We start from the raw sequence: 17,102 nt of genomic DNA, 5'->3' as shown, positions 1-17,102 counted from the left end.
GGTCTTCCTATCCCCCAAGCGTGCCGTCGAGATACCGCTGCAGGGTTTGCGCGGTGCCGACCTCGCGCAAGCTAGCAAGAGCCTCTGCGAATCGCTTGCGGAAAAACTGGCTTTCCCCGACTTTGCCAAAGATATCGGAGAGGCCGAGGAAGATGTTCGGGTCGGTGCGGGAGGCAAGCGCCGTTGCCTGCAGGCGCTCGGCGCTGGCATCGTTGAACACGATGTCCTGTCTACTGTCGGACTTGCCCTCGAAATAGCGGCACCAGAGCGCGGAAACCAGCGCCAGGCCCTTGATGTCGAGCCCCTTGGCCAGGCGGTCTGCCGTGGACGGAAGGATGAATTTCGGTTGGCGGTTGGAACCGTCCTGAGCCAGCCGTGGAATGGTGTCGCCGATCTTGGGATTGGAGAAGCGGCTTTCGATCAGCGCGGCATAGTCCTGAAGGCTGGTGTTCGGCACCGGCGGCACCACCGGGATGATCTCGTCATGGGTCAGCTTGGCGAGAAACGCGCGGATCAGCGGGTTTTCCATCGCCTCGTGCACGAAGTGGATGTCCATCAGCGCCGCCGGATAGGCGATCGCCGCGTGGCCGCCATTGAGGATGCGCAGTTTCATCAGCTCATAGGGGGCAACATCGGGTACGAAGGTTACGCCTACCTCTTCCAGCGCCGGGCGGCCAAGCGGGAACTTGTCCTCCATCACCCATTGCTTGAATTCCTCGCAGAAGACGGGCCAGTTGTCTTCGATCCCGTAGACTTCCCGGGTCATGGTAACCTCGCGGTCGCCGGTGGCCGGTGTGATGCGATCCACCATGGAATTGGGGAAGGCAACATTCTCGTGGATCCAATGGGCGAAATCAGGGTCGGACAGCTTGGCCAGCCCCGTCACCGTCGCTTCCGTCACCTCGCCGTTGCCGGGAATGTTGTCGCAGCACATCACGGTGAACGGCGCGATGCCGGCATCGCGGCGCGCCTTGAGGCCTGCGATGATCAACCCGAACACGGTCTTAGGGCTGGCCGGGTTCTGGCTGTCGGCGACGATCGCCGGGTGGGTGGGGTCGAAATGGCCGGTTGCCGGGTCGATGAAATAGCCGCCTTCGGTGATCGTCATCGAAACGATTCTGATCGCCGGGTCCGCCATGGCGGCTATGATCTGGTCGAAATCCGGCGCGGTGAGGATACCGACCATCGGCCCTGTTACGGTCGCCTTGCTGACATTGTTGTCCTGCTCGACAACCGTCGTCAGGAAATCCTGCGCCGCCAGCTTTTCCTTCATCTTCTGGTCGGATGCCATCACACCGGCGCCAAGAATGGCCCAATCTAGGTCCTTGCCCCGGTTGAACAGCTCGTGAAGGTAGATGGCCTGGTGGGCGCGGTGGAAATTGCCGACGCCGAAATGCAGGATGCCCGCCTTCAGCCGCTCGCGGGCATAGGCCGGTACGGCGGCCGTCTGTGCGGCCTGTTCAAGGGTTGCGAGCGAGAGTTTGCAGGTCATGTCGGTATCCTCGAAATCGAGAGGCATTGAAAGATCGGATGGCCTCAGCTCATCCAGTTGCCGCCGTCGACATTGTATGTCTGGGCGACGATGTAGTCGGCGTCCGGTGAGGCGAGGAAGATCGCCATGCCGGTCAGATCCTCGGCGCGCCCCATGCGGCCGAACGGAACGGATTCACCAACCAGCTTCTTCTTCTCGCCCAGCGCCCGGTTTTCATGCTTTGCGAATAGCGCGTCGACATGGTCCCAATGTTCGCCATCGACGACGCCGGGGGCGATCGCGTTGACATTGATGCCGTGCTTGATGAGGTCGAGCCCGGCGGATTGGGTAATCGAGATGATGGCGGCCTTGGTCGCGCAGTAGACGGCCACCAGAGCTTCGCCGCGCCGGCCGGCCTGGCTTGCCATGTTGATGATCTTGCCGCCCTTGCCGCGCGCGATCATGGACTTGGCGGCGGCCTGCAGTATGAACAGCGAGCCAGCGACGTTGATCGAGAAGAGACGGTCATAGCTCTCGCGGGTGATCTCGACGATTGGTGCGAGATCAAAGAGAGCAGCGTTGTTGATTAGGATATCGAGGCCGCCGTTCTTGTCCTCAACTGCCCTGATGGCGGCGTCGATGGAGGCCTGGTCGGTAACATCAAGCTTCACGGCATAGGCGGCCTCGCCGATTTCGCTCGCCGTGCGGCTGGCGCGGGCGAAATCGATATCGGCTATCGCGACTGTTGCGCCCTCGCGGACATAGGCCTCGGCGAAGGCGCGGCCGATGCCGCGGGCCGAACCCGTGATCAGCGCCGATTTTCCCTGGAGCCTGCCAGTCATATCGCCAGCCCCTTGTCGTTGAAGCGGTGCATGCGTGCGGGGTCGGGGGTCAGGAATACGGTATCGCCATGGGAGACGGGCACGTCGCCGCTGGTGCGCACGGTCACCATGCCGATCTTGTCGACCTTGACGTGCAGGAAGGTATCGGATCCCAGATGCTCGGCCACACCGACGACACCGGACCATGTGCCGCTCTCCTTCGACAGCCGGATATGTTCCGGTCTGAAACCGATCGTGTGGGCATTGAAGCCGGAGGCGATTTCTCCCGTCGCGAAGTTCATGCGCGGCGAGCCGATGAAGCCGGCAACGAAGATGTTGTCGGGCTTGTTGTAGAGGTCGAGCGGCGAGCCGACCTGTTCGATATGGCCTGCATTCAGCACCACGATCTTGTCGGCCATGGTCATGGCTTCGACTTGGTCATGGGTGACGTAGATCATCGTGGTTTTTAGCTGGTAGTGCAGTTCGCTGATCTCCAGCCGCATCGTGCCGCGCAGCGAGGCGTCGAGGTTGGACAGCGGTTCGTCGAACAGGAAGGCCGAGGGTTCGCGCACGATGGCGCGGCCGATCGCTACGCGCTGGCGCTGGCCGCCCGAGAGCTGGCCGGGGCGCCGGTCGAGATAGTTGGTGAGGTTCAATACGCGGGCGGCGTCCGTCACCTTTTTGTCGATGGTCGCCTGGTCGAGCTTGGCCATCTTCAGGGGGAAGGCGATGTTGTTGCGCACGCTCATATGCGGATAGAGCGCGTAGGACTGGAACACCATGGCGAGGCCACGCTTGGCGGGCGCTTCGTCCGTCACATCGCGGCCATCGATGATGATCTTGCCGGTCGTTGTGTCTTCAAGGCCGGCGATGAGGCGCAGCAGGGTGGACTTGCCGCAGCCGGAGGGGCCGACAAAGACGACGAATTCGCCTTCCTTGATGTCGAGGTCGATGCCGGGGATGACCGTGGTTGCCCCGAAGGATTTGGTGACCTTGTTGAGTACGATGTTACCCATATGTGTTCTCCCCGTGGCCATCAGGCCGTGTCGGATTGCCGACTTGTCTTATTTCACCGCGCCGAATGTCAGGCCGCGCACGAGTTGCTTCTGGCTGAACCAGCCCATGATCAGGATGGGCGCGATGGCGAGCGTCGAGGCTGCCGAGAGCTTGGCCCAGAACAGACCCTGCGGGCTTGAGAAGGAGGCGATGAAGGCCGTCAGCGGTGCCGCGTTCGTGGTCGTCAGGCGGATGGTCCAGAAGGCCTCGTTCCAGGCCAGGATGATGTTCAAGAGCATGGTCGAGGCGATGCCGGGAACCGCCATCGGCGTCAGCACATAGATGATCTCGTTCAACAGGGAGGCGCCGTCCATGCGCGCGGCCTCCAGGATCTCGCCGGGGATCTCGCGGAAATAGGTGTAGAGCATCCAGACGACGATCGGCAGGTTGATGAGCATCAGCATGATGGTCAGGCCGATGCGGGTGTCGAGCAGGCCGAAATCGCGGAACAAGAGATAGATCGGCACGAGAACGGCGACCGCCGGCATCATCTTGGTGGAGAGCATCCACATCAGGATGTCCTTGGTCCTTTTCGTTGGCGAGAACGCCATGGCCCAGGCCGAGGGGATCGCGACGATCAGCGCCAGGATGGTGGAGCCGACCGAGATCACCACGGAGTTCATGAAGGGCTTGAAGTAGTCGCGCTCCGTCTGCACCGTCACGTAGTTTTCCAGCGTGAACGACGGGATGAGGTCAAAGCCCTGGATCGCCTCGGTCTCGGTCTTCACCGAGGTGATGAGCGTGTAGAGGATCGGGAAGAAGATCACCAATGCCACGATCCAAGCGGCGAGCGAGAAGGCGATCTTGCGTTTTGTCGAGACTGCGCGAGCCATATGTCTTCTCCTCAGCGATCAAGGTTCTTGCCGACGGCGCGCATCAGGAAGAAGGCGACCACGTTGGCGAGGATGACTGCGATGATGCCGCCTGCCGATGCACCGCCTACGTCATAGCCGAGCAGCGCCGTGCGATAGATCAGGAAGGCGAGGTTGGTGGAGGCGTAGCCCGGGCCGCCATTGGTCGTGACCAGGATTTCGGCATAGACCCCGAGCAGGAAGATGGTCTGGATCAGGATGACGACGGTGATCGCGCGGGCGAGGTGGGGCAGCGTCAGGTAGATGAACTGGCTGATGAAGCCGGCGCCATCCATCTCGGCCGCTTCCTTCTGCTCCCCATCAAGGGATTGCAGGGCGGTGAGCAGGATAAGCGTCGCGAATGGCAGCCACTGCCAGGCAACGATGATGATGATCGAAAACAGCGGATACTGCGCGAACCAGTCCACCGGCTGGAAACCGAGCGCTCGGTTGATGTCTGCCAGCACGCCATAGCCGGGATGCATGATCATGTTCTTCCAGACGAGTGCCGCCACCGGCGGCATGACGAAGAAGGGCGAGATGATCATGATGCGCACGATGCCCTGGCCGAACATCGGCTGGTCGAGCAGAAGCGCGATGGCGATGCCGCCGATCACGGTGATAAAAAGCACGCCGCCAACGATCAGCAGCGTGTTCCAGATGGACTGGAAGAAGGCAGGATCCGTATAGAAATACTGGTAATTGAACAGGCCGCCGAAGCTGACATTGGCAGGGTTCAGCAGATTATAGTTCTGGAACGAGAACCACAGCGTCATCGCCAGGGGAACGATCATCCAGATCAGGAGAAGGCCCACGGAGGGCGCCATCATCAGACGCGCCAGCGTCTTCGTGTTTTGCGTTGCCATAGCTGCACCCACCCTCATGGCTGACGTCGCGGCCGTCATGGCCTCCTAGCGTGTCAGCTCGTTCTTGGTTTTGCCCAGAGACATCCGCGCCCAAACGGCAGGCTGGGGCGCGGCGCCATTGACATGGCTGCCCGGCTTGCGATCCGGGCAGCGTCTTTCCCCTGGGTGGGAAACTTACTTGATGTAGCCGCCGCGGGTCATTTCGCGGGTCGAGACCTGCTGTGCCTGGGCGAGTGCGTCGTCAACCGACATCTGCCCGGCAAGTGCTGCCGAGAACAGCTGGCCCACGGTCGTGCCGAGACCCTGGAATTCCGGGATCGCCACGAACTGGACGCCGACATAAGGCACCGGCTTGACGGTCGGGTTCTTCGGATCGGCAGCGTTGATCGAGTCGAGCGTCATCTTGGCGAAGGGCGCTGCCTTCTGGTATTCCGCATTCTCATAGAGCGAGGTGCGGGTGCCCGGAGGAACGTTTGCCCAGCCTTCCTTGGAGGCGACGAGCTCGAGATAGGCCTTGCTGGTTGCCCAGGAGATGAACTTCTCGGCTGCTTCAGCCTTCTGCGAGCCAGCCGGGATCGCGAGGTTCCAGGCCCAAAGCCAGTTGCCACGCTTGCCGAGGCCGGTATCCGGAGCGAGCGCGAAGCCCACCTTGTCGGCAACGGTCGAATCCTTCGGATTGGTGACGAAGGAGGCCGCAACCGTGGCATCGATCCACATGCCGCACTTGCCCTGCTGGAACAGCGCCAGATTCTCGTTGAAGCCGTTGGACGAGGCGCCCTGCGGGCCGGCGTCGTTCATCAGCTTGACGTAGAAGTCGAGCGCATTCTTCCATTCGGGCTGGTCGAACTGCGGCTTCCAGTTCTCATCGAACCAACGAGCACCGAAAGCATTGGCCGTTGCCGTCAGGAAGGCGATGTTCTCACCCCAGCCGGCCTTGCCGCGCAGGCAGATGCCGTTGATGCCGGCGGCGCGGTCGGTCATCTTGCGGGCCGCATCAGCGATGAAGTCCCAGGTCGGTGCGTCGGGCATCTTCAGCCCGGCCTTTTCGATCAGGTCCTTGCGGTACATGACCATCGAGCTTTCGCCGTAGAAGGGCGCCGCATAGAGCTTGCCGTCTTCGCCGGTCAGGCCCGAACGGATGGCCGGCAGGAGGTCGTCGACATCGTAATCGGCGCCGAGATTGTCGAGCGGCAGCAGCCAGCCCTGCTTGGCCCAGATCGGCACTTCATAGGTGCCGATCGTCATAATGTCGTACTGGCCGCTCTTGGTGGCAACGTCAGTGGTGACGCGTTCACGCAGGACGTTTTCTTCGAGCGTGACCCATTCGACCGTGATGTCGGGGTTTTTCGCGGTGAACTCGCTCGTCAGGCCCTGCATGCGGACCATGTCGCCGTTGTTGACCGTTGCGATGGTGAGGGTTTCGGCAGAAGCCATGCCAGCCAATGCCAGAGCCGAGCATGCGCCCAGCAGAATCGTCTTCAATGTCATATCTTCCTCCCAGAAGAGAAATGAGCATTCGCTTTGCTCATGGGCAATTACTCGATTCATCGGCGCAGAAAGTCAATGCAGAATCCATGCTGCAGCGCCGAAAGACGCAGTTAAGCGATTGTGCCGAAAAGGAAAAATTTAATGGGGATCAGCCGCGAAGCAGGTAGCGTGCCGCATCTTCGTCGGTAATGAGGGCGTTGACATGCCCGCCCAACACGGCCCCGCGAATGGCGGCATGCTTGCGCTTGCCCTTGGCCATGCCGATGACACAGCTGTTTTCCCGCGAGGGCAGCGCAATGCTGGCAACCCGGTCGTTGACGGAGTTTTCCAGCAGCTTTCCATTGGCATCGAAGATCCAGCCGCAGATTTCGCCGACGGCGCCCTCGGCCATCAGGCTCTCCATCTCCGCCGTCTGCAGGAAGCCGTCGACCAGCAGCGGTGCATTCAGGCCGAGATCGCCGATACCGACAAAGGTGACGTCGGCCTTGGCGCCCAGTTCCACCGTTGGATGGACCAGTGCCTGGCTGTGCAGCAGTTCCCGCTCCTCGCGCGAGGATACGAGAACGGGCAGCGGCATGGGGAAATGCCGGGCCTTGATGGCGTCGGCCATGGAGAAGATGACGTTGTAATAGGCCGCCGAGCCGTCGGGGCTGACATTTCCCGTCAGCGACACGATCCGGTGCTGGGGACATTCCATCGGCAGCAGCTGATCGACAGCGGCGCGCAGCGTGCGGCCAGTCCCGATCGCCATGATCAGGGGATCGGTCTGCTTCAGCCACCGCTCGATTTCGGCGGCACCTGCTTCGGCGATACCCGACGTGGCCGAATCGGAACCGGGATCGGAGGGCACCACCTCGACCTGCCGCAGGTTGAACTTCTGCTGCACGGCATCGGCAAGCTCGAGGCAGGTGGCGATGGGGTGGTCTAGACGAACCTTGATCAGCTTTTCCGCCACCGCCAGCGAGACGAGCCGCTGGGCGCTCTGGCGGGAAATCCCCATGATGGAGGCAATCTCGTCCTGGGTACGCCCGGCCACGTAATAGAGCCAGCCCGCGCGGGCAGCGTCGTCAAACCGTCCCTGATTGCCTGCCTTGCGTGCCATGATGATCCTTCCGGTGCTAATCGGTAGCGGCGGTCCGTGGGCCTGTCAATCAATCAGCTATAGCGGGAGCCTTGGAAATGGGTGGCTCGGTTGCATTGCGGGGTACCCCCCTCTGCCCTGCCGGGCATCTCCCCCTCAAGGGGGGAGATCCGCAAGCGGCGCGATCCCCACCTGCTCACTTGCGTCGCAATGGAATTGGCGCAGCGGCTCCATCCGATCTCCCCCTTTGAGGGGGAGATGCCCGGCAGGGCAGAGGGGGTAGCCCCAACAGGCAAGCCGCCTATTTCTTCACCGGTGGCGTGCCGTGGGTGTGGAAGGTCTCGATGGTCTTGAGACCCCAGGCCTGGCCCTTCTTGCGCTCGGTTTCGGTCCAGGTCACGGTTTGCCAGTCCGGTGCCAGGATCAGCCTTGCACCGGCATTGGCAAGCTCGACGCGATTGCCCGCGGGCTCCCAGACATAGAGGAAGAAGGTGCCCTGGATCGCGTGTTTGTGCGGGCCGGTTTCGATATGGACGCCGTTTTCCAGGAAGATATCGGCGGCGCGCAGGATGTCCTCGCGCTGGTCGGTGGCATAGGTGACGTGATGGAAGCGGCCGCTGCCGCCGCCATGCTCTTCTGTGCAGGCGAGGTCGTAGGTCTTGTTGTTGACGGTGAACCAGCAGCCGCCGAGCCGGCCATTGTCCAACTGGATCTGTTCCGTCACGCGGCTGCCGAGGCAGGTCACCATGAAGTCGCGGAATTCGGTCACATCGGATGAAAGGAGGTTCAGGTGGTCGAGGCGGCGCGGGCTTGCACCCTGGGCGTGGAACCGGCTCGACATGTTTTTCAGGGCCGGCTTGTCTTCTGCCGGCGGAACGTAGCGATTGGTATCCCAGTAGAGTTCGAACACGTGTCCGAAGGGATCCTCGAAGCGGAACGCCTTGCCGTGGCCCATGTCGCCGTCCACCCAGCCTATCACTTTGAAGCGGCTCGCCTCGATCGCCTTGACGCGTCGTTCCAGCGCCTGTGGTGAAGAGACACGATAGCCGATGTGGCCGACGCCTGTCGTATCGGAGCGCGTGAGCTTCAGCGTGTGGAATTCATAGTCGTCCCAGGCCCGCAGATAGGCGGAGTTTTCGTCCCGCCCGCTTTCCTTCAGCCCATAGACGCGGGTGAAGAAATCAAGGCTCTCGTCAAACTTGTTGGTGAGAACTTCGACATGGCCCAGATGGGCGACGTCGTAGCAGGGCTCCGGGGTCTCGGTCATGGTGTCTCCTCCTGACAATGCCAAGCACTGTTTTAGCCGTTCTTCGTCCGATGCCAAGGGTGGCGGCCGGCCTGTATGGTCTGACCGGACAAGCCGCATGACCGGTAACCGACATCGCCGCGCCCTTGCACTTTCGTTGGCCTTGGCTATTCAAGAGTGGCACCCGATCGTGGGGCAAGGCAACGCAAAGCGCCTCTTTCAGGCACAGAATCGAACGGAAATCGCATGAAACTGATGGTCGCGGAAGCCGAGGCACTGGTGCTGCGAGCGCTCAGCGCAAGCGGTGTAACCAGCGAAAACGCGGTTCCAGTGGCCCGCGCCCTCGTGGCGGCGGAGGCAGCCGGGCAAAGTGGGCATGGCCTGCGGCGCGTACCGGCCTATGCCGCGCAGGCCGTCGCTGGCAAGGTGGATGGCAAGGCAACGCCGATTGCCAGTGCTACTCGGCCCGGCGTGCTGCGGATCGACGCTGCCAACGGTTTTGCTTATCCGGCGCTTGATCTTGCTGTCGAGAAATTGCCGGACATGGCGCGCCGCCAGGGCATTGCGCTTGCCGGTCTTTATCGCTCCCACCATGCGGGGGTGATGGCGCTGACGGTCGAGCGTTTTGCAGAGCAGGGGCTGGTGGCCCTGATGTTTGCCAATGCGCCGGCGTCGATGGCGCCCTGGGGCGGGCGCAAGCCGCTCTATGGCACCAACCCGATTGCCTTTGCCGTTCCCATTGCCGGTGAGGATCCGATCGTCATCGATCTGGCCCTCTCCAAGGTCGCGCGCGGCAAGATCATGGCGGCGACGCAGAAGAATGAACCGATCCCGGCCGACTGGGCCTTCGATGTCGATGGCAACTCCACCACCGATGCCCATCGTGGCCTTGCCGGCACCATGGCACCGATGGGGGACGCCAAGGGTGCGGCACTGGCGCTGATGGTGGAGATCCTGTCCGCAGGCCTTATCGATGCCAATTATGCCTATGAATCCTCTTCGTTGTTCGATGACAAGGGGCCGCCCGTGGGGCTTGGCCAGACCATCATCGCCATTGATCCTGACGCGACCGGTGAGCATACGGTCGAGAGGCTGAAGGGCCTGGCGGGGGAATTGTCGGCGCAGGAGGGTGTGCGTATTCCCGGCCGTCGCGGCCAGAGCCTCCGGCGGCAGGCCTATGAGACAGGTCTCGACATTGAGGACGATGTGGTTAAAGCCGTCGAGGCCTTGGCCTGACGCGCTGATGGTTGATTTGGAAATACGAGGAGTACCGCAATGGCCAAGATGATCCATTCCATGATCCGGGTGCTCGACGAGGCCCGTTCTGTCGACTTCTACGCCCGTGCCTTTGGTCTTGCGGTGGCGGATCGCGTCGAGTTCGACAGCTTCACGCTGATCTACATGAGCAATGCCGAGACCGGCTTCGAGCTGGAGCTGACGATCAACAAGGGGCGGACGGAACCCTATGCGCTGGGCGATGGTTACGGGCATCTGGCGGTGTCGGTCGATGACCTCGATGCCGAGCATGCGCGCCTGACGGAGGCCATGATGGCGCCCGGCAAGATCATCGACATGGCCCATGGCGGCGCGCCGCTCGCCCGGTTCTTCTTCCTGACCGATCCTGACGGCTACAAGATCGAGGTTTTGCAGCGGCGCGGGCGCTATCTCTAAACCGGCAATAACGAGGGGAATGATGCCATGGCGGCAGGTGATGTGAAGCTCGAGGAAAGCTGGAAGGAGCCGCTGGCTCCCGAATTCGAGAGCGAATACATGCGGGAACTCAAGGCCTTCCTGCAGGAGGAAAAGGCCCAGGGTAAGCATGTCTTTCCCAAGGGTTCGCAATATTTCCGCGCGCTGGATCTGACCCCGCTCGACGAGGTCAAGGTGGTCATCCTGGGCCAGGATCCCTATCACGGCGCAGGCCAAGCCCATGGCCTGTGCTTCAGCGTGCAGCCCGGCGTGCGCATCCCGCCGTCGCTCGTCAACATCTACAAGGAAATGGAAAGCGATCTCGGCATCAAACCGCCGCAGCATGGATTTTTGGAGCATTGGGCCCGGCAGGGCGTGCTGCTGCTCAACAGCGTGCTGACGGTGGAAGAGGGCAAGGCAGCGGCGCATCAAGGCCGCGGCTGGGAGCGGTTTACCGATGCGGTGATCAGGGTCGTCAACGAGGAATGCGACAGCGTGGTCTTCATCCTCTGGGGCTCTTATGCCCAGAAGAAGGCCGCCTTTGTCGACCAGCAACGCCATCTTGTGCTTAAGTCGCCGCATCCCTCGCCGCTATCGGCGCATAACGGCTTCTTTGGCAGCAAGCCCTTCTCCAAGACCAATGCTTTCCTGGAATCCAGGGGCGTCGAACCGGTCGACTGGCAATTGCCGCAAGATCCGATGCAGGGGTGAACGCTTTCCGGTAATCGTTCACAAAGCAAGAACAATCCGTCTCTGTCGGCTGGGCTGTTATGGCGCGCAGAAAGCGCCAATTATGGGCCATGAAGATTGTCCCGGAAACGTCAAAGGGGACAGAAAGGATTTGTCATGCTCAACCAGATCAAGGGCCTGCATCACGTCACCTCGATGGCTGACGACGCACGTACCAACAACCAGTTTTTCACCAACACGCTCGGCCTGCGCCGCGTTAAGAAGACGGTCAACTTCGACGCACCCGACGTCTACCACCTCTACTATGGCGACGAAGTCGGCACGCCCGGTTCGGTCATGACCTACTTCCCGTTCCCGCAGATGGCCGGCGGTCGCGCCGGTACCGGCGAAGTCGGCACCACCTTGTTCTCCGTGCCGAAGGGCGCTCTCGGCTTCTGGCAGGATCGTTTTGCCAAGCTGGGCGTGCAGGGCCTGAAGGATGAAGAGCTGTTTGGTGAGAAGCGCCTGCATTTCGCTGGCCCGAATGGCGACGGCTTCGCCCTTGTCGAGGCTGCCAACGACCCGCGCACTCCCTGGCTTCATGCCGGCATCGACCAGGATCACGCCATTCGCGGCTTCCATTCGGTCGCCATGCGGCTGAACGATGACGGCGCGACCAGCGAACTCCTGAAGTACATGGGCTATGAGCAGGTGGACCAGGCCGATGGCGTCAAGCGTTTCGCCGTTCCCGGCGGCAATGGTGCTGATGTGATCGAACTGGAGATCATGCCGAATATCGCGCGTGCTCGTCCCGGCGCCGGCTCGGTGCATCACGTGGCCTTTGCGGTCGAAAACCGTGAAAAGCAGCTTGAAGTGCGCAAGGCGCTGATGGACACCGGCTATCACGTCACGCCGGTCATCGACCGCGACTACTTCTGGGCGATCTATTTCCGCACGCCGGGCGGCGTGCTGTTCGAAATCGCCACGAACGAACCCGGTTTCGACCGTGACGAGGATACGGCTCATCTCGGTGAAGCGCTGAAGCTGCCGACCCAGCATGCTCATCTCAGGGCTGCCCTGGAACAGCACCTGCAGCCGCTCGACGCCGAAACCGAAGCTGCCTAAGCGAGGTCACGCGATGAGCGACAACGGTTACATCAAGCTTGTCCGGCCGGGTGCGCCGGGCAAGCCCATCCTCTTCGCTTTCCATGGCACGGGTGGCGACGAGAACCAGTTCTTCGATTTCGCATCGAAGCTGCTGCCCGAGGCAACGGTTGTTGCCCCGCGTGGCGATGTCTCCGAACACGGCGCGGCCCGCTATTTCCGGCGCACCGGCGAAGGCGTCTATGACATGGCCGATCTTGCGCGGGCGACCGACAAGATGGCCGTCTTTGTCCGGCAGATGGCGGAGGAAGCTTCTGCCGCAACCGTCATCGGCTTCGGCTATTCCAATGGCGCGAACATCCTTGCCAATGTGATGTTCGAGCACGGGCTGTTCGATGCCGCCATGTTGCTGCATCCGCTGATCCCGTTCGAGCCCAGGGACAATGCCGATCTCGCCGGTCGCAAGGTGCTGATTACCGCCGGTGAGCGCGATCCGATCTGCCCGGCGCCGTTGACGCGGCGGCTTGAAGACTATTTCATCCGGCAGAAGGTCGATCTGACGATGGCGTGGCATCCTGGCGGTCACGAGTTGCGGGACACGGAAGTGGCGGCGATCCGCGCCATGGCTGGGGCCTATCTCTAGGTCTCGGCTTGGGAAATCCGCTAAACGCGCTTGCATGAGGCCTTGGCGCTGTCCGATAGTGGCAGCGGCAAGGCCTTTTGTTTGCACGATAGTCGCTTGCGAATGAAGCCTAAGGTCAGGCAAGGCGACTGAACGGGAGCGCATTCGGTGAAACAGGTCTTCAATCCCACGAGCGTCCGGCGCCCATTCGGCCACTATAATCACGGCCTACTGGTCCCGCCCGGAGCCAGTCTCCTGGTGACCTCGGGGCAACTCGGCATCGCGCCTGACGACAGCATTCCAGCCGATGTCACCGCCCAGGCGGAACTGTGCTTCGAGGCCATCAGGGCGATCCTCGATGAGGCGGGAATGACCTTTGCCGATGTCATCCGCATTTCCGGTTTCGTAACAAAGCGGGAGGACTTCGCGCCCTACATGGCGGTGCGCGACCGATATACGCTTGAGCCTAAGCCCGTCTCGACGCTGATCATCGTCGGTGGCTTTACCCGCCCGGAATTCCTCGTTGAAGTCGAAGTGACTGCGGCCAAGCTGCCGTGATCTGAAATGCGCGCCGAAATGTCGGCGCGGAACAAAGGGCGCTTTCGCAAGTTCCTGTCCCACTGAAATTGCAGTGAGAAAGGACAGATCATGAAGAAGACCCTTATCATCATTTCCGCCGCCCTGATGGGCTCGCTGGCCACTGCAGCCGTGGCGCAGGATAGTGCAGTGACCGGTGCCGCCGGTGGCGCCGTGACCGGCGCAATCGTCGGCGGCCCTGTCGGTGCCGTTGTTGGGGGTGCCGTCGGTGCAATTGCTGGCACGGCGATTGATCCGCCGCCGGCCCCTGTCGTCACCTATGTGGAAAAGCAGCCGGTTCCCGCCGATGTCGTCGTCATCGAAGAGCCCGTTGCTGTTGGCCGCCCGCTGCCGCGCACCGTTGTTCTGACGCCGGTGCCGGAAAACCCCGCCTATGCCTATGCCATCGTCAACCAGCAGCGCGTGATCGTCGATCCCCAGACCCATGTCGTGGTCGGCGTCGTCCGCTAAGTGAACTTTAGGCCCGGGAAGGCGATCGCCTTACCCGGGCCTCTAGAGCCTTTCAGGGTTAACTAGAAGCGTTCTGCCGGAGCAGGTTTTCGTCAGGGCAGAGGCGATTGGCGACGGGCATACCCAGGGTACGTCCGAGCCGATCGCCTCTGATCCTGGCGGAAAGATGCCCGGCCCTTCGGGCTGGCTGAAACGGGCCGCCTGGTCGACCGACCGGCTTGGCCGTAGAGCCTGGCTACGACGCGCGCCGGTCGGTCGACCATCCGACTCCGTTTGAGCCAGCAGAACGCTTCTAGTTGACCCTGAAAGGCTCTAAACTCTTATCGCTCAGGACTTTATCGACCGAACCTGAAACAGTTGGCGACGGGTGCAGAGATGAAAACCTTGTGGGACATCGTGGGAGCAACGCTGATCGGTGCGGTCATCGTGACAGGTTCTTCCTATGCCGCGCCGCTCTTGGCGCAATCACAGTCTGACGCGTTTGCTTCAGCTAAGGTGTCAAGCGAGCCGCTCGCCAGCATGGTGAACCGACGTGTCCTGGATGACCTGATGTCGTCCGACTCTGCCCGTCAGGACCGGGCAATCAGCACTTCCGATGCGGTCAACGGTTAACGCCGCCCGATCTGTTTAGCGTCAACGGAGGATCAGCACATGGCTATACAGGACTCTGCCAACTCTCCCCTCAAACGAAGCTCGCGGGTCATGTGGGTCGCGGCTGCGATTATTGCCGTGTTCGTCGCGCTCGGCGCCGTGCATCTGCTGGGCAATATGCCGATCTTCGGCGTCAAGGCGATCCCGGAAAACGGCGAGATGCCCGTTGAAGAGCATCCCGTGACACCGGCGGAGTGATCCGCGCGTCGCTCAAAAACGCTCCATTTCGGATTTGACCTTTGCCAGAAATGCGGCGCGCGTTTCCGGCGTGCAGTTGTTCATGTCGTAATGCGCGAGATACTTCACCGGTGCGCCGATCTTGATCTGCGCGCGGAGAACGCGCGTGACAATCTTCTTCGGCGGGTTGCCGGCAAGGAAGGCGCGCATCGGGGTCGCGCCATAGGTCATGACCGCAGCAAGCTTGCGGATATGGCGCAGTGTTGGCGTCAGCTTGCCATCCTCCAGCGCGAATGACACACCCGGAAGCCAGACGCGGTCGAAATACCCCTTGAGCATGGCCGGAAAGCCGAAATTCCACACCGGCGTGACGATGACCAGCCCCTCGGCCGCCAAGAGGCGGTCGACATAGGGTTTCACCAGTTCGGTATTGTCGGGATAGGTGTGGTAGATCGCCCGGTCATGGGCCGTCAGCACGGGGTTGAACCCCTCTTCATAGAGATTGCAGCCATCCACCTCATGGCCGGCGGCCTTCAGGCTCTCGCAGGTCTGGCGATAGAGCGCCCGGCCATAGCTTTCGTCGAGGGGATGGGAGTGCAGCACAAGCACGCGCATGAAAAGCTCCAAATCATCTGCCGCCGGCACCATGCCGGGCGGTCCAAGGCTTGAGACCTTCCGCGCCGTTTGTCCCAGCTTGACCCTTGTCCGCCGCCTCAGCCGGATCCAGGTTCAGCCATGATCGGTTTTGCTCTGTCCGACCATGGATCCCGGCATTGCCGGGATCGGGAGTACCTTCGGAATAGTGTTATTGTTCTGGCGGTTCTTCCTTACGCTTCACTCATGGATTGAAGGCCGGGGAAGAGGTAGTTCTTGCCCGACGCGAAGTCGAAATCGGGATTTTCCCAGGCAATCATCTTGCCGGGATTGAGCAGCCCCTTCGGATCTGTCTCTTTCTTGAAGTCTAACTGCACCATGTCCGTCTGCTTCATGCCGCCTTCCTCCAGGGTGTAGCGATGCGGATTGAAGATCGGGCAGCCGTTTTCCTCGTGCAGGCGGATGATCTCGTTCAGCCGCTCCTCTGACGTGTAGCGCACCAGCGGCAGGCCGGCACACTGGATCTGGCCGTTGAACTTGATAAATTCCAGATGGCCGAAAACCTCGCCGGGGAACATCTCGTCCATCTGGCGGACCTTTTCCACATGGTCCGGCCCCGGATACTGCACCTGCAGATAGGTGAAGCCCGTGTCGAGCTTCAGCGCGCGAAGCGTCGTGTGGTTCCAGGCAAGCTCATAGGCATGCGGAATGCCCTTCATGCTCTCCACTGTATCCGACCGGAACCGGATGTCGCCCTTCATCATCTGCGCATAGGCAAGGAAAGGCTCCAGGGAGTGCGGCGCGACCATCAGCACCACGACCGACTGGCCCTGCTTCAGCCACGGCTTGTGGCGGGTGAAATAGTCGAAGGGGATGGGTGCTGCGATCGGTGCAACCTCCTTCAGCAGGATGCCGTTGCGATGGGTCAGTCCATCGGCAAATTTCACGGCCTCCATGAAGCTGTCATAGCCGACGATGACGTCGATCCAGTCATAGGCGGGAGCCAGCGGCATCTCGACTTCGGTGATGATACCATTGGTGCCATAGGCATGGCTAACCTTCTGCAGGTCCCAGGCGGAAAGCTCCAGTACGCGCGGCTCGGCCTCCATGGTCACGACCCGCAGACGCAGGATATTGCCAAGATCGCGCAAGCCGCCCCAGGTGATGGAGCCGACGCCGCCGGAACCACCGGCGATGAAGCCGCCGATGGTTGCCGTCTGGGCGGTGGAGGGGTGGAAGCGCAGTTCCTGGCCGGAATGCGCCCGGGTCTGCCGGTCGAGTTCCGCCATGATGATGCCGGGTTCGCAGACGACGCGGCCCGGCTTGATCTCCTTCACCGCATTCATCAGCGCCATGTTCAGCACGATGCCGCCTGACAGCGGCATGGCCTGGCCGTAGTTTCCGGTGCCGGCTCCGCGCGGGGTGACGGGCACGCCATGGGCATAGGCCACCTTGAGGATGCGGATGACCTCTTCCTCGGACTTCGGGCTTGCCACTAGGTCAGCGGTGACATGGTCGAGTTGGGCCTTGAGGACAGGCGAATACCAGTAGAAATCCCGGCTCTTCTGGCGCACCAACGCCGGATTGTCCTCGACCGCGATGCCTTCGAGTTCCTGCTTGATCAGGGCGTAATCGGCCATGTCAGTTCCTTTCATACCGCGCGATGCTT

General features: G+C 61.6%; 19 protein-coding genes. 9 read left to right on the top strand and 10 right to left on the bottom strand.

Features of this window, described 5'->3' with window-relative positions:
- Positions 1 to 7 precede the first annotated feature (7 nt).
- The 8 genes from B9A97_RS00640 to B9A97_RS00600 form a co-directional block, all read right to left on the bottom strand.
- Positions 8 to 1,492: a mannitol dehydrogenase family protein gene (locus B9A97_RS00640; protein WP_084363464.1), complete on the bottom strand. Its 1,485-nt coding sequence runs from the start codon at positions 1,490 to 1,492 to the stop codon at positions 8 to 10.
- Positions 1,493 to 1,536: 44 nt separating this feature from the next.
- Positions 1,537 to 2,313, bottom strand: a complete 777-nt coding sequence (locus B9A97_RS00635; RefSeq protein ID WP_084363048.1) for an L-iditol 2-dehydrogenase — start codon at positions 2,311 to 2,313, stop codon at positions 1,537 to 1,539.
- Positions 2,310 to 3,308, bottom strand: a complete 999-nt coding sequence (locus B9A97_RS00630; RefSeq protein WP_084363047.1) for an ABC transporter ATP-binding protein — start codon at positions 3,306 to 3,308, stop codon at positions 2,310 to 2,312. The genes B9A97_RS00635 and B9A97_RS00630 overlap by 4 nt, the downstream gene beginning before the upstream one ends.
- A gap of 48 nt (positions 3,309 to 3,356) precedes the next feature.
- Positions 3,357 to 4,181, bottom strand: a complete 825-nt coding sequence (locus B9A97_RS00625) for a carbohydrate ABC transporter permease (protein ID WP_084363046.1) — start codon at positions 4,179 to 4,181, stop codon at positions 3,357 to 3,359.
- An 11-nt stretch (positions 4,182 to 4,192) separates the two neighbouring features.
- Positions 4,193 to 5,065 (bottom strand): carbohydrate ABC transporter permease, encoded by an 873-nt coding sequence (locus tag B9A97_RS00620; RefSeq protein WP_084363045.1) that lies wholly within the window; start codon positions 5,063 to 5,065, stop codon positions 4,193 to 4,195.
- Between the two features lie 174 nt (positions 5,066 to 5,239).
- Positions 5,240 to 6,553, bottom strand: a complete 1,314-nt coding sequence (locus B9A97_RS00615; protein WP_084363044.1) for an ABC transporter substrate-binding protein — start codon at positions 6,551 to 6,553, stop codon at positions 5,240 to 5,242.
- A gap of 148 nt (positions 6,554 to 6,701) precedes the next feature.
- A complete protein-coding gene (locus B9A97_RS00610; RefSeq protein ID WP_084363043.1) occupies positions 6,702 to 7,655 on the bottom strand; it encodes a sugar-binding transcriptional regulator in 954 nt (317 codons plus the stop codon).
- Between the two features lie 280 nt (positions 7,656 to 7,935).
- The gene (locus B9A97_RS00600) at positions 7,936 to 8,901 is read right to left on the bottom strand and encodes a VOC family protein (RefSeq protein WP_084363041.1); all 966 of its coding nucleotides are present in this window, start codon (positions 8,899 to 8,901) and stop codon (positions 7,936 to 7,938) included.
- Positions 8,902 to 9,126: 225 nt separating this feature from the next.
- Between B9A97_RS00600 and B9A97_RS00595 the strand changes: the two genes are divergently transcribed.
- From B9A97_RS00595 to B9A97_RS29240, 9 genes are all read left to right on the top strand, one after another.
- Positions 9,127 to 10,116, top strand: coding sequence for an Ldh family oxidoreductase (locus tag B9A97_RS00595; protein ID WP_084363040.1), 990 nt, complete (start codon positions 9,127 to 9,129; stop codon positions 10,114 to 10,116).
- A gap of 39 nt (positions 10,117 to 10,155) precedes the next feature.
- Complete coding sequence (locus B9A97_RS00590) at positions 10,156 to 10,551, top strand: VOC family protein (RefSeq protein WP_084363039.1); 396 nt, start codon at positions 10,156 to 10,158, stop codon at positions 10,549 to 10,551.
- Positions 10,552 to 10,578: 27 nt separating this feature from the next.
- The gene (ung, locus tag B9A97_RS00585) at positions 10,579 to 11,280 is read left to right on the top strand and encodes a uracil-DNA glycosylase (protein ID WP_084363038.1); all 702 of its coding nucleotides are present in this window, start codon (positions 10,579 to 10,581) and stop codon (positions 11,278 to 11,280) included.
- A gap of 135 nt (positions 11,281 to 11,415) precedes the next feature.
- Positions 11,416 to 12,363 carry a ring-cleaving dioxygenase gene (locus tag B9A97_RS00580; RefSeq protein ID WP_084363037.1) on the top strand — a complete coding sequence of 316 codons (948 nt, stop codon included), beginning with the start codon at positions 11,416 to 11,418 and terminating at the stop codon, positions 12,361 to 12,363.
- Positions 12,364 to 12,376: 13 nt separating this feature from the next.
- Positions 12,377 to 12,985, top strand: a complete 609-nt coding sequence (locus B9A97_RS00575; RefSeq protein ID WP_084363036.1) for an alpha/beta hydrolase — start codon at positions 12,377 to 12,379, stop codon at positions 12,983 to 12,985.
- 147 nt (positions 12,986 to 13,132) lie between these two features.
- Entirely contained in the window at positions 13,133 to 13,522 is a 390-nt protein-coding gene (locus B9A97_RS00570) for a RidA family protein (RefSeq protein ID WP_084363035.1), read from the top strand.
- 90 nt (positions 13,523 to 13,612) lie between these two features.
- Positions 13,613 to 14,011, top strand: coding sequence for a DUF1236 domain-containing protein (locus B9A97_RS00565; protein ID WP_084363034.1), 399 nt, complete (start codon positions 13,613 to 13,615; stop codon positions 14,009 to 14,011).
- A 375-nt stretch (positions 14,012 to 14,386) separates the two neighbouring features.
- On the top strand, positions 14,387 to 14,623 hold the full coding sequence (locus B9A97_RS00555) for a hypothetical protein (protein WP_084363033.1): 237 nt from the start codon (positions 14,387 to 14,389) through the stop codon (positions 14,621 to 14,623).
- Positions 14,624 to 14,662: 39 nt separating this feature from the next.
- The gene (locus B9A97_RS29240; RefSeq protein ID WP_143530280.1) at positions 14,663 to 14,860 is read left to right on the top strand and encodes a hypothetical protein; all 198 of its coding nucleotides are present in this window, start codon (positions 14,663 to 14,665) and stop codon (positions 14,858 to 14,860) included.
- A 12-nt stretch (positions 14,861 to 14,872) separates the two neighbouring features.
- On the opposite strand, the gene B9A97_RS00550 is transcribed toward B9A97_RS29240, so the two are convergent.
- Both B9A97_RS00550 and B9A97_RS00545 read right to left on the bottom strand, forming a co-directional pair.
- Positions 14,873 to 15,454 carry an NAD(P)H-dependent oxidoreductase gene (locus tag B9A97_RS00550; RefSeq protein WP_084363463.1) on the bottom strand — a complete coding sequence of 194 codons (582 nt, stop codon included), beginning with the start codon at positions 15,452 to 15,454 and terminating at the stop codon, positions 14,873 to 14,875.
- Positions 15,455 to 15,666: 212 nt separating this feature from the next.
- Positions 15,667 to 17,073, bottom strand: a complete 1,407-nt coding sequence (locus B9A97_RS00545; RefSeq protein ID WP_084363032.1) for an FAD-binding oxidoreductase — start codon at positions 17,071 to 17,073, stop codon at positions 15,667 to 15,669.
- Positions 17,074 to 17,102: the final 29 nt, after the last annotated feature.

The organism is Rhizobium sp. RU36D, assembly GCF_900176345.1.
In the GTDB taxonomy this organism is placed as follows: domain Bacteria; phylum Pseudomonadota; class Alphaproteobacteria; order Rhizobiales; family Rhizobiaceae; genus Allorhizobium.
The sequence above is the reverse complement of the archived record's forward strand: the minus strand, read 5'-3'. Positions and strand labels throughout refer to the sequence as shown.

Bases quoted from the DNA above. Each gene is read 5' to 3' on its own strand.
- B9A97_RS29240 (WP_143530280.1), top strand. From the start codon at position 14,663: ATGGCTATACAGGACTCTGCCAACTCTCCCCTCAAACGAAGCTCGCGG.
- B9A97_RS00580 (WP_084363037.1), top strand. From the start codon at position 11,416: ATGCTCAACCAGATCAAGGGCCTGCATCACGTCACCTCGATGGCTGAC.
- B9A97_RS00600 (WP_084363041.1), bottom strand. From the start codon at position 8,901: ATGACCGAGACCCCGGAGCCCTGCTACGACGTCGCCCATCTGGGCCAT.
- ung (WP_084363038.1), top strand. From the start codon at position 10,579: ATGGCGGCAGGTGATGTGAAGCTCGAGGAAAGCTGGAAGGAGCCGCTG.
- B9A97_RS00620 (WP_084363045.1), bottom strand. From the start codon at position 5,065: ATGGCAACGCAAAACACGAAGACGCTGGCGCGTCTGATGATGGCGCCC.
- B9A97_RS00555 (WP_084363033.1), top strand. From the start codon at position 14,387: ATGAAAACCTTGTGGGACATCGTGGGAGCAACGCTGATCGGTGCGGTC.
- B9A97_RS00595 (WP_084363040.1), top strand. From the start codon at position 9,127: ATGAAACTGATGGTCGCGGAAGCCGAGGCACTGGTGCTGCGAGCGCTC.
- B9A97_RS00610 (WP_084363043.1), bottom strand. From the start codon at position 7,655: ATGGCACGCAAGGCAGGCAATCAGGGACGGTTTGACGACGCTGCCCGC.
- B9A97_RS00630 (WP_084363047.1), bottom strand. From the start codon at position 3,308: ATGGGTAACATCGTACTCAACAAGGTCACCAAATCCTTCGGGGCAACC.
- B9A97_RS00565 (WP_084363034.1), top strand. From the start codon at position 13,613: ATGAAGAAGACCCTTATCATCATTTCCGCCGCCCTGATGGGCTCGCTG.
- B9A97_RS00550 (WP_084363463.1), bottom strand. From the start codon at position 15,454: ATGCGCGTGCTTGTGCTGCACTCCCATCCCCTCGACGAAAGCTATGGC.
- B9A97_RS00635 (WP_084363048.1), bottom strand. From the start codon at position 2,313: ATGACTGGCAGGCTCCAGGGAAAATCGGCGCTGATCACGGGTTCGGCC.
- B9A97_RS00545 (WP_084363032.1), bottom strand. From the start codon at position 17,073: ATGGCCGATTACGCCCTGATCAAGCAGGAACTCGAAGGCATCGCGGTC.
- B9A97_RS00575 (WP_084363036.1), top strand. From the start codon at position 12,377: ATGAGCGACAACGGTTACATCAAGCTTGTCCGGCCGGGTGCGCCGGGC.
- B9A97_RS00615 (WP_084363044.1), bottom strand. From the start codon at position 6,553: ATGACATTGAAGACGATTCTGCTGGGCGCATGCTCGGCTCTGGCATTG.
- B9A97_RS00590 (WP_084363039.1), top strand. From the start codon at position 10,156: ATGGCCAAGATGATCCATTCCATGATCCGGGTGCTCGACGAGGCCCGT.
- B9A97_RS00625 (WP_084363046.1), bottom strand. From the start codon at position 4,181: ATGGCTCGCGCAGTCTCGACAAAACGCAAGATCGCCTTCTCGCTCGCC.
- B9A97_RS00640 (WP_084363464.1), bottom strand. From the start codon at position 1,492: ATGACCTGCAAACTCTCGCTCGCAACCCTTGAACAGGCCGCACAGACG.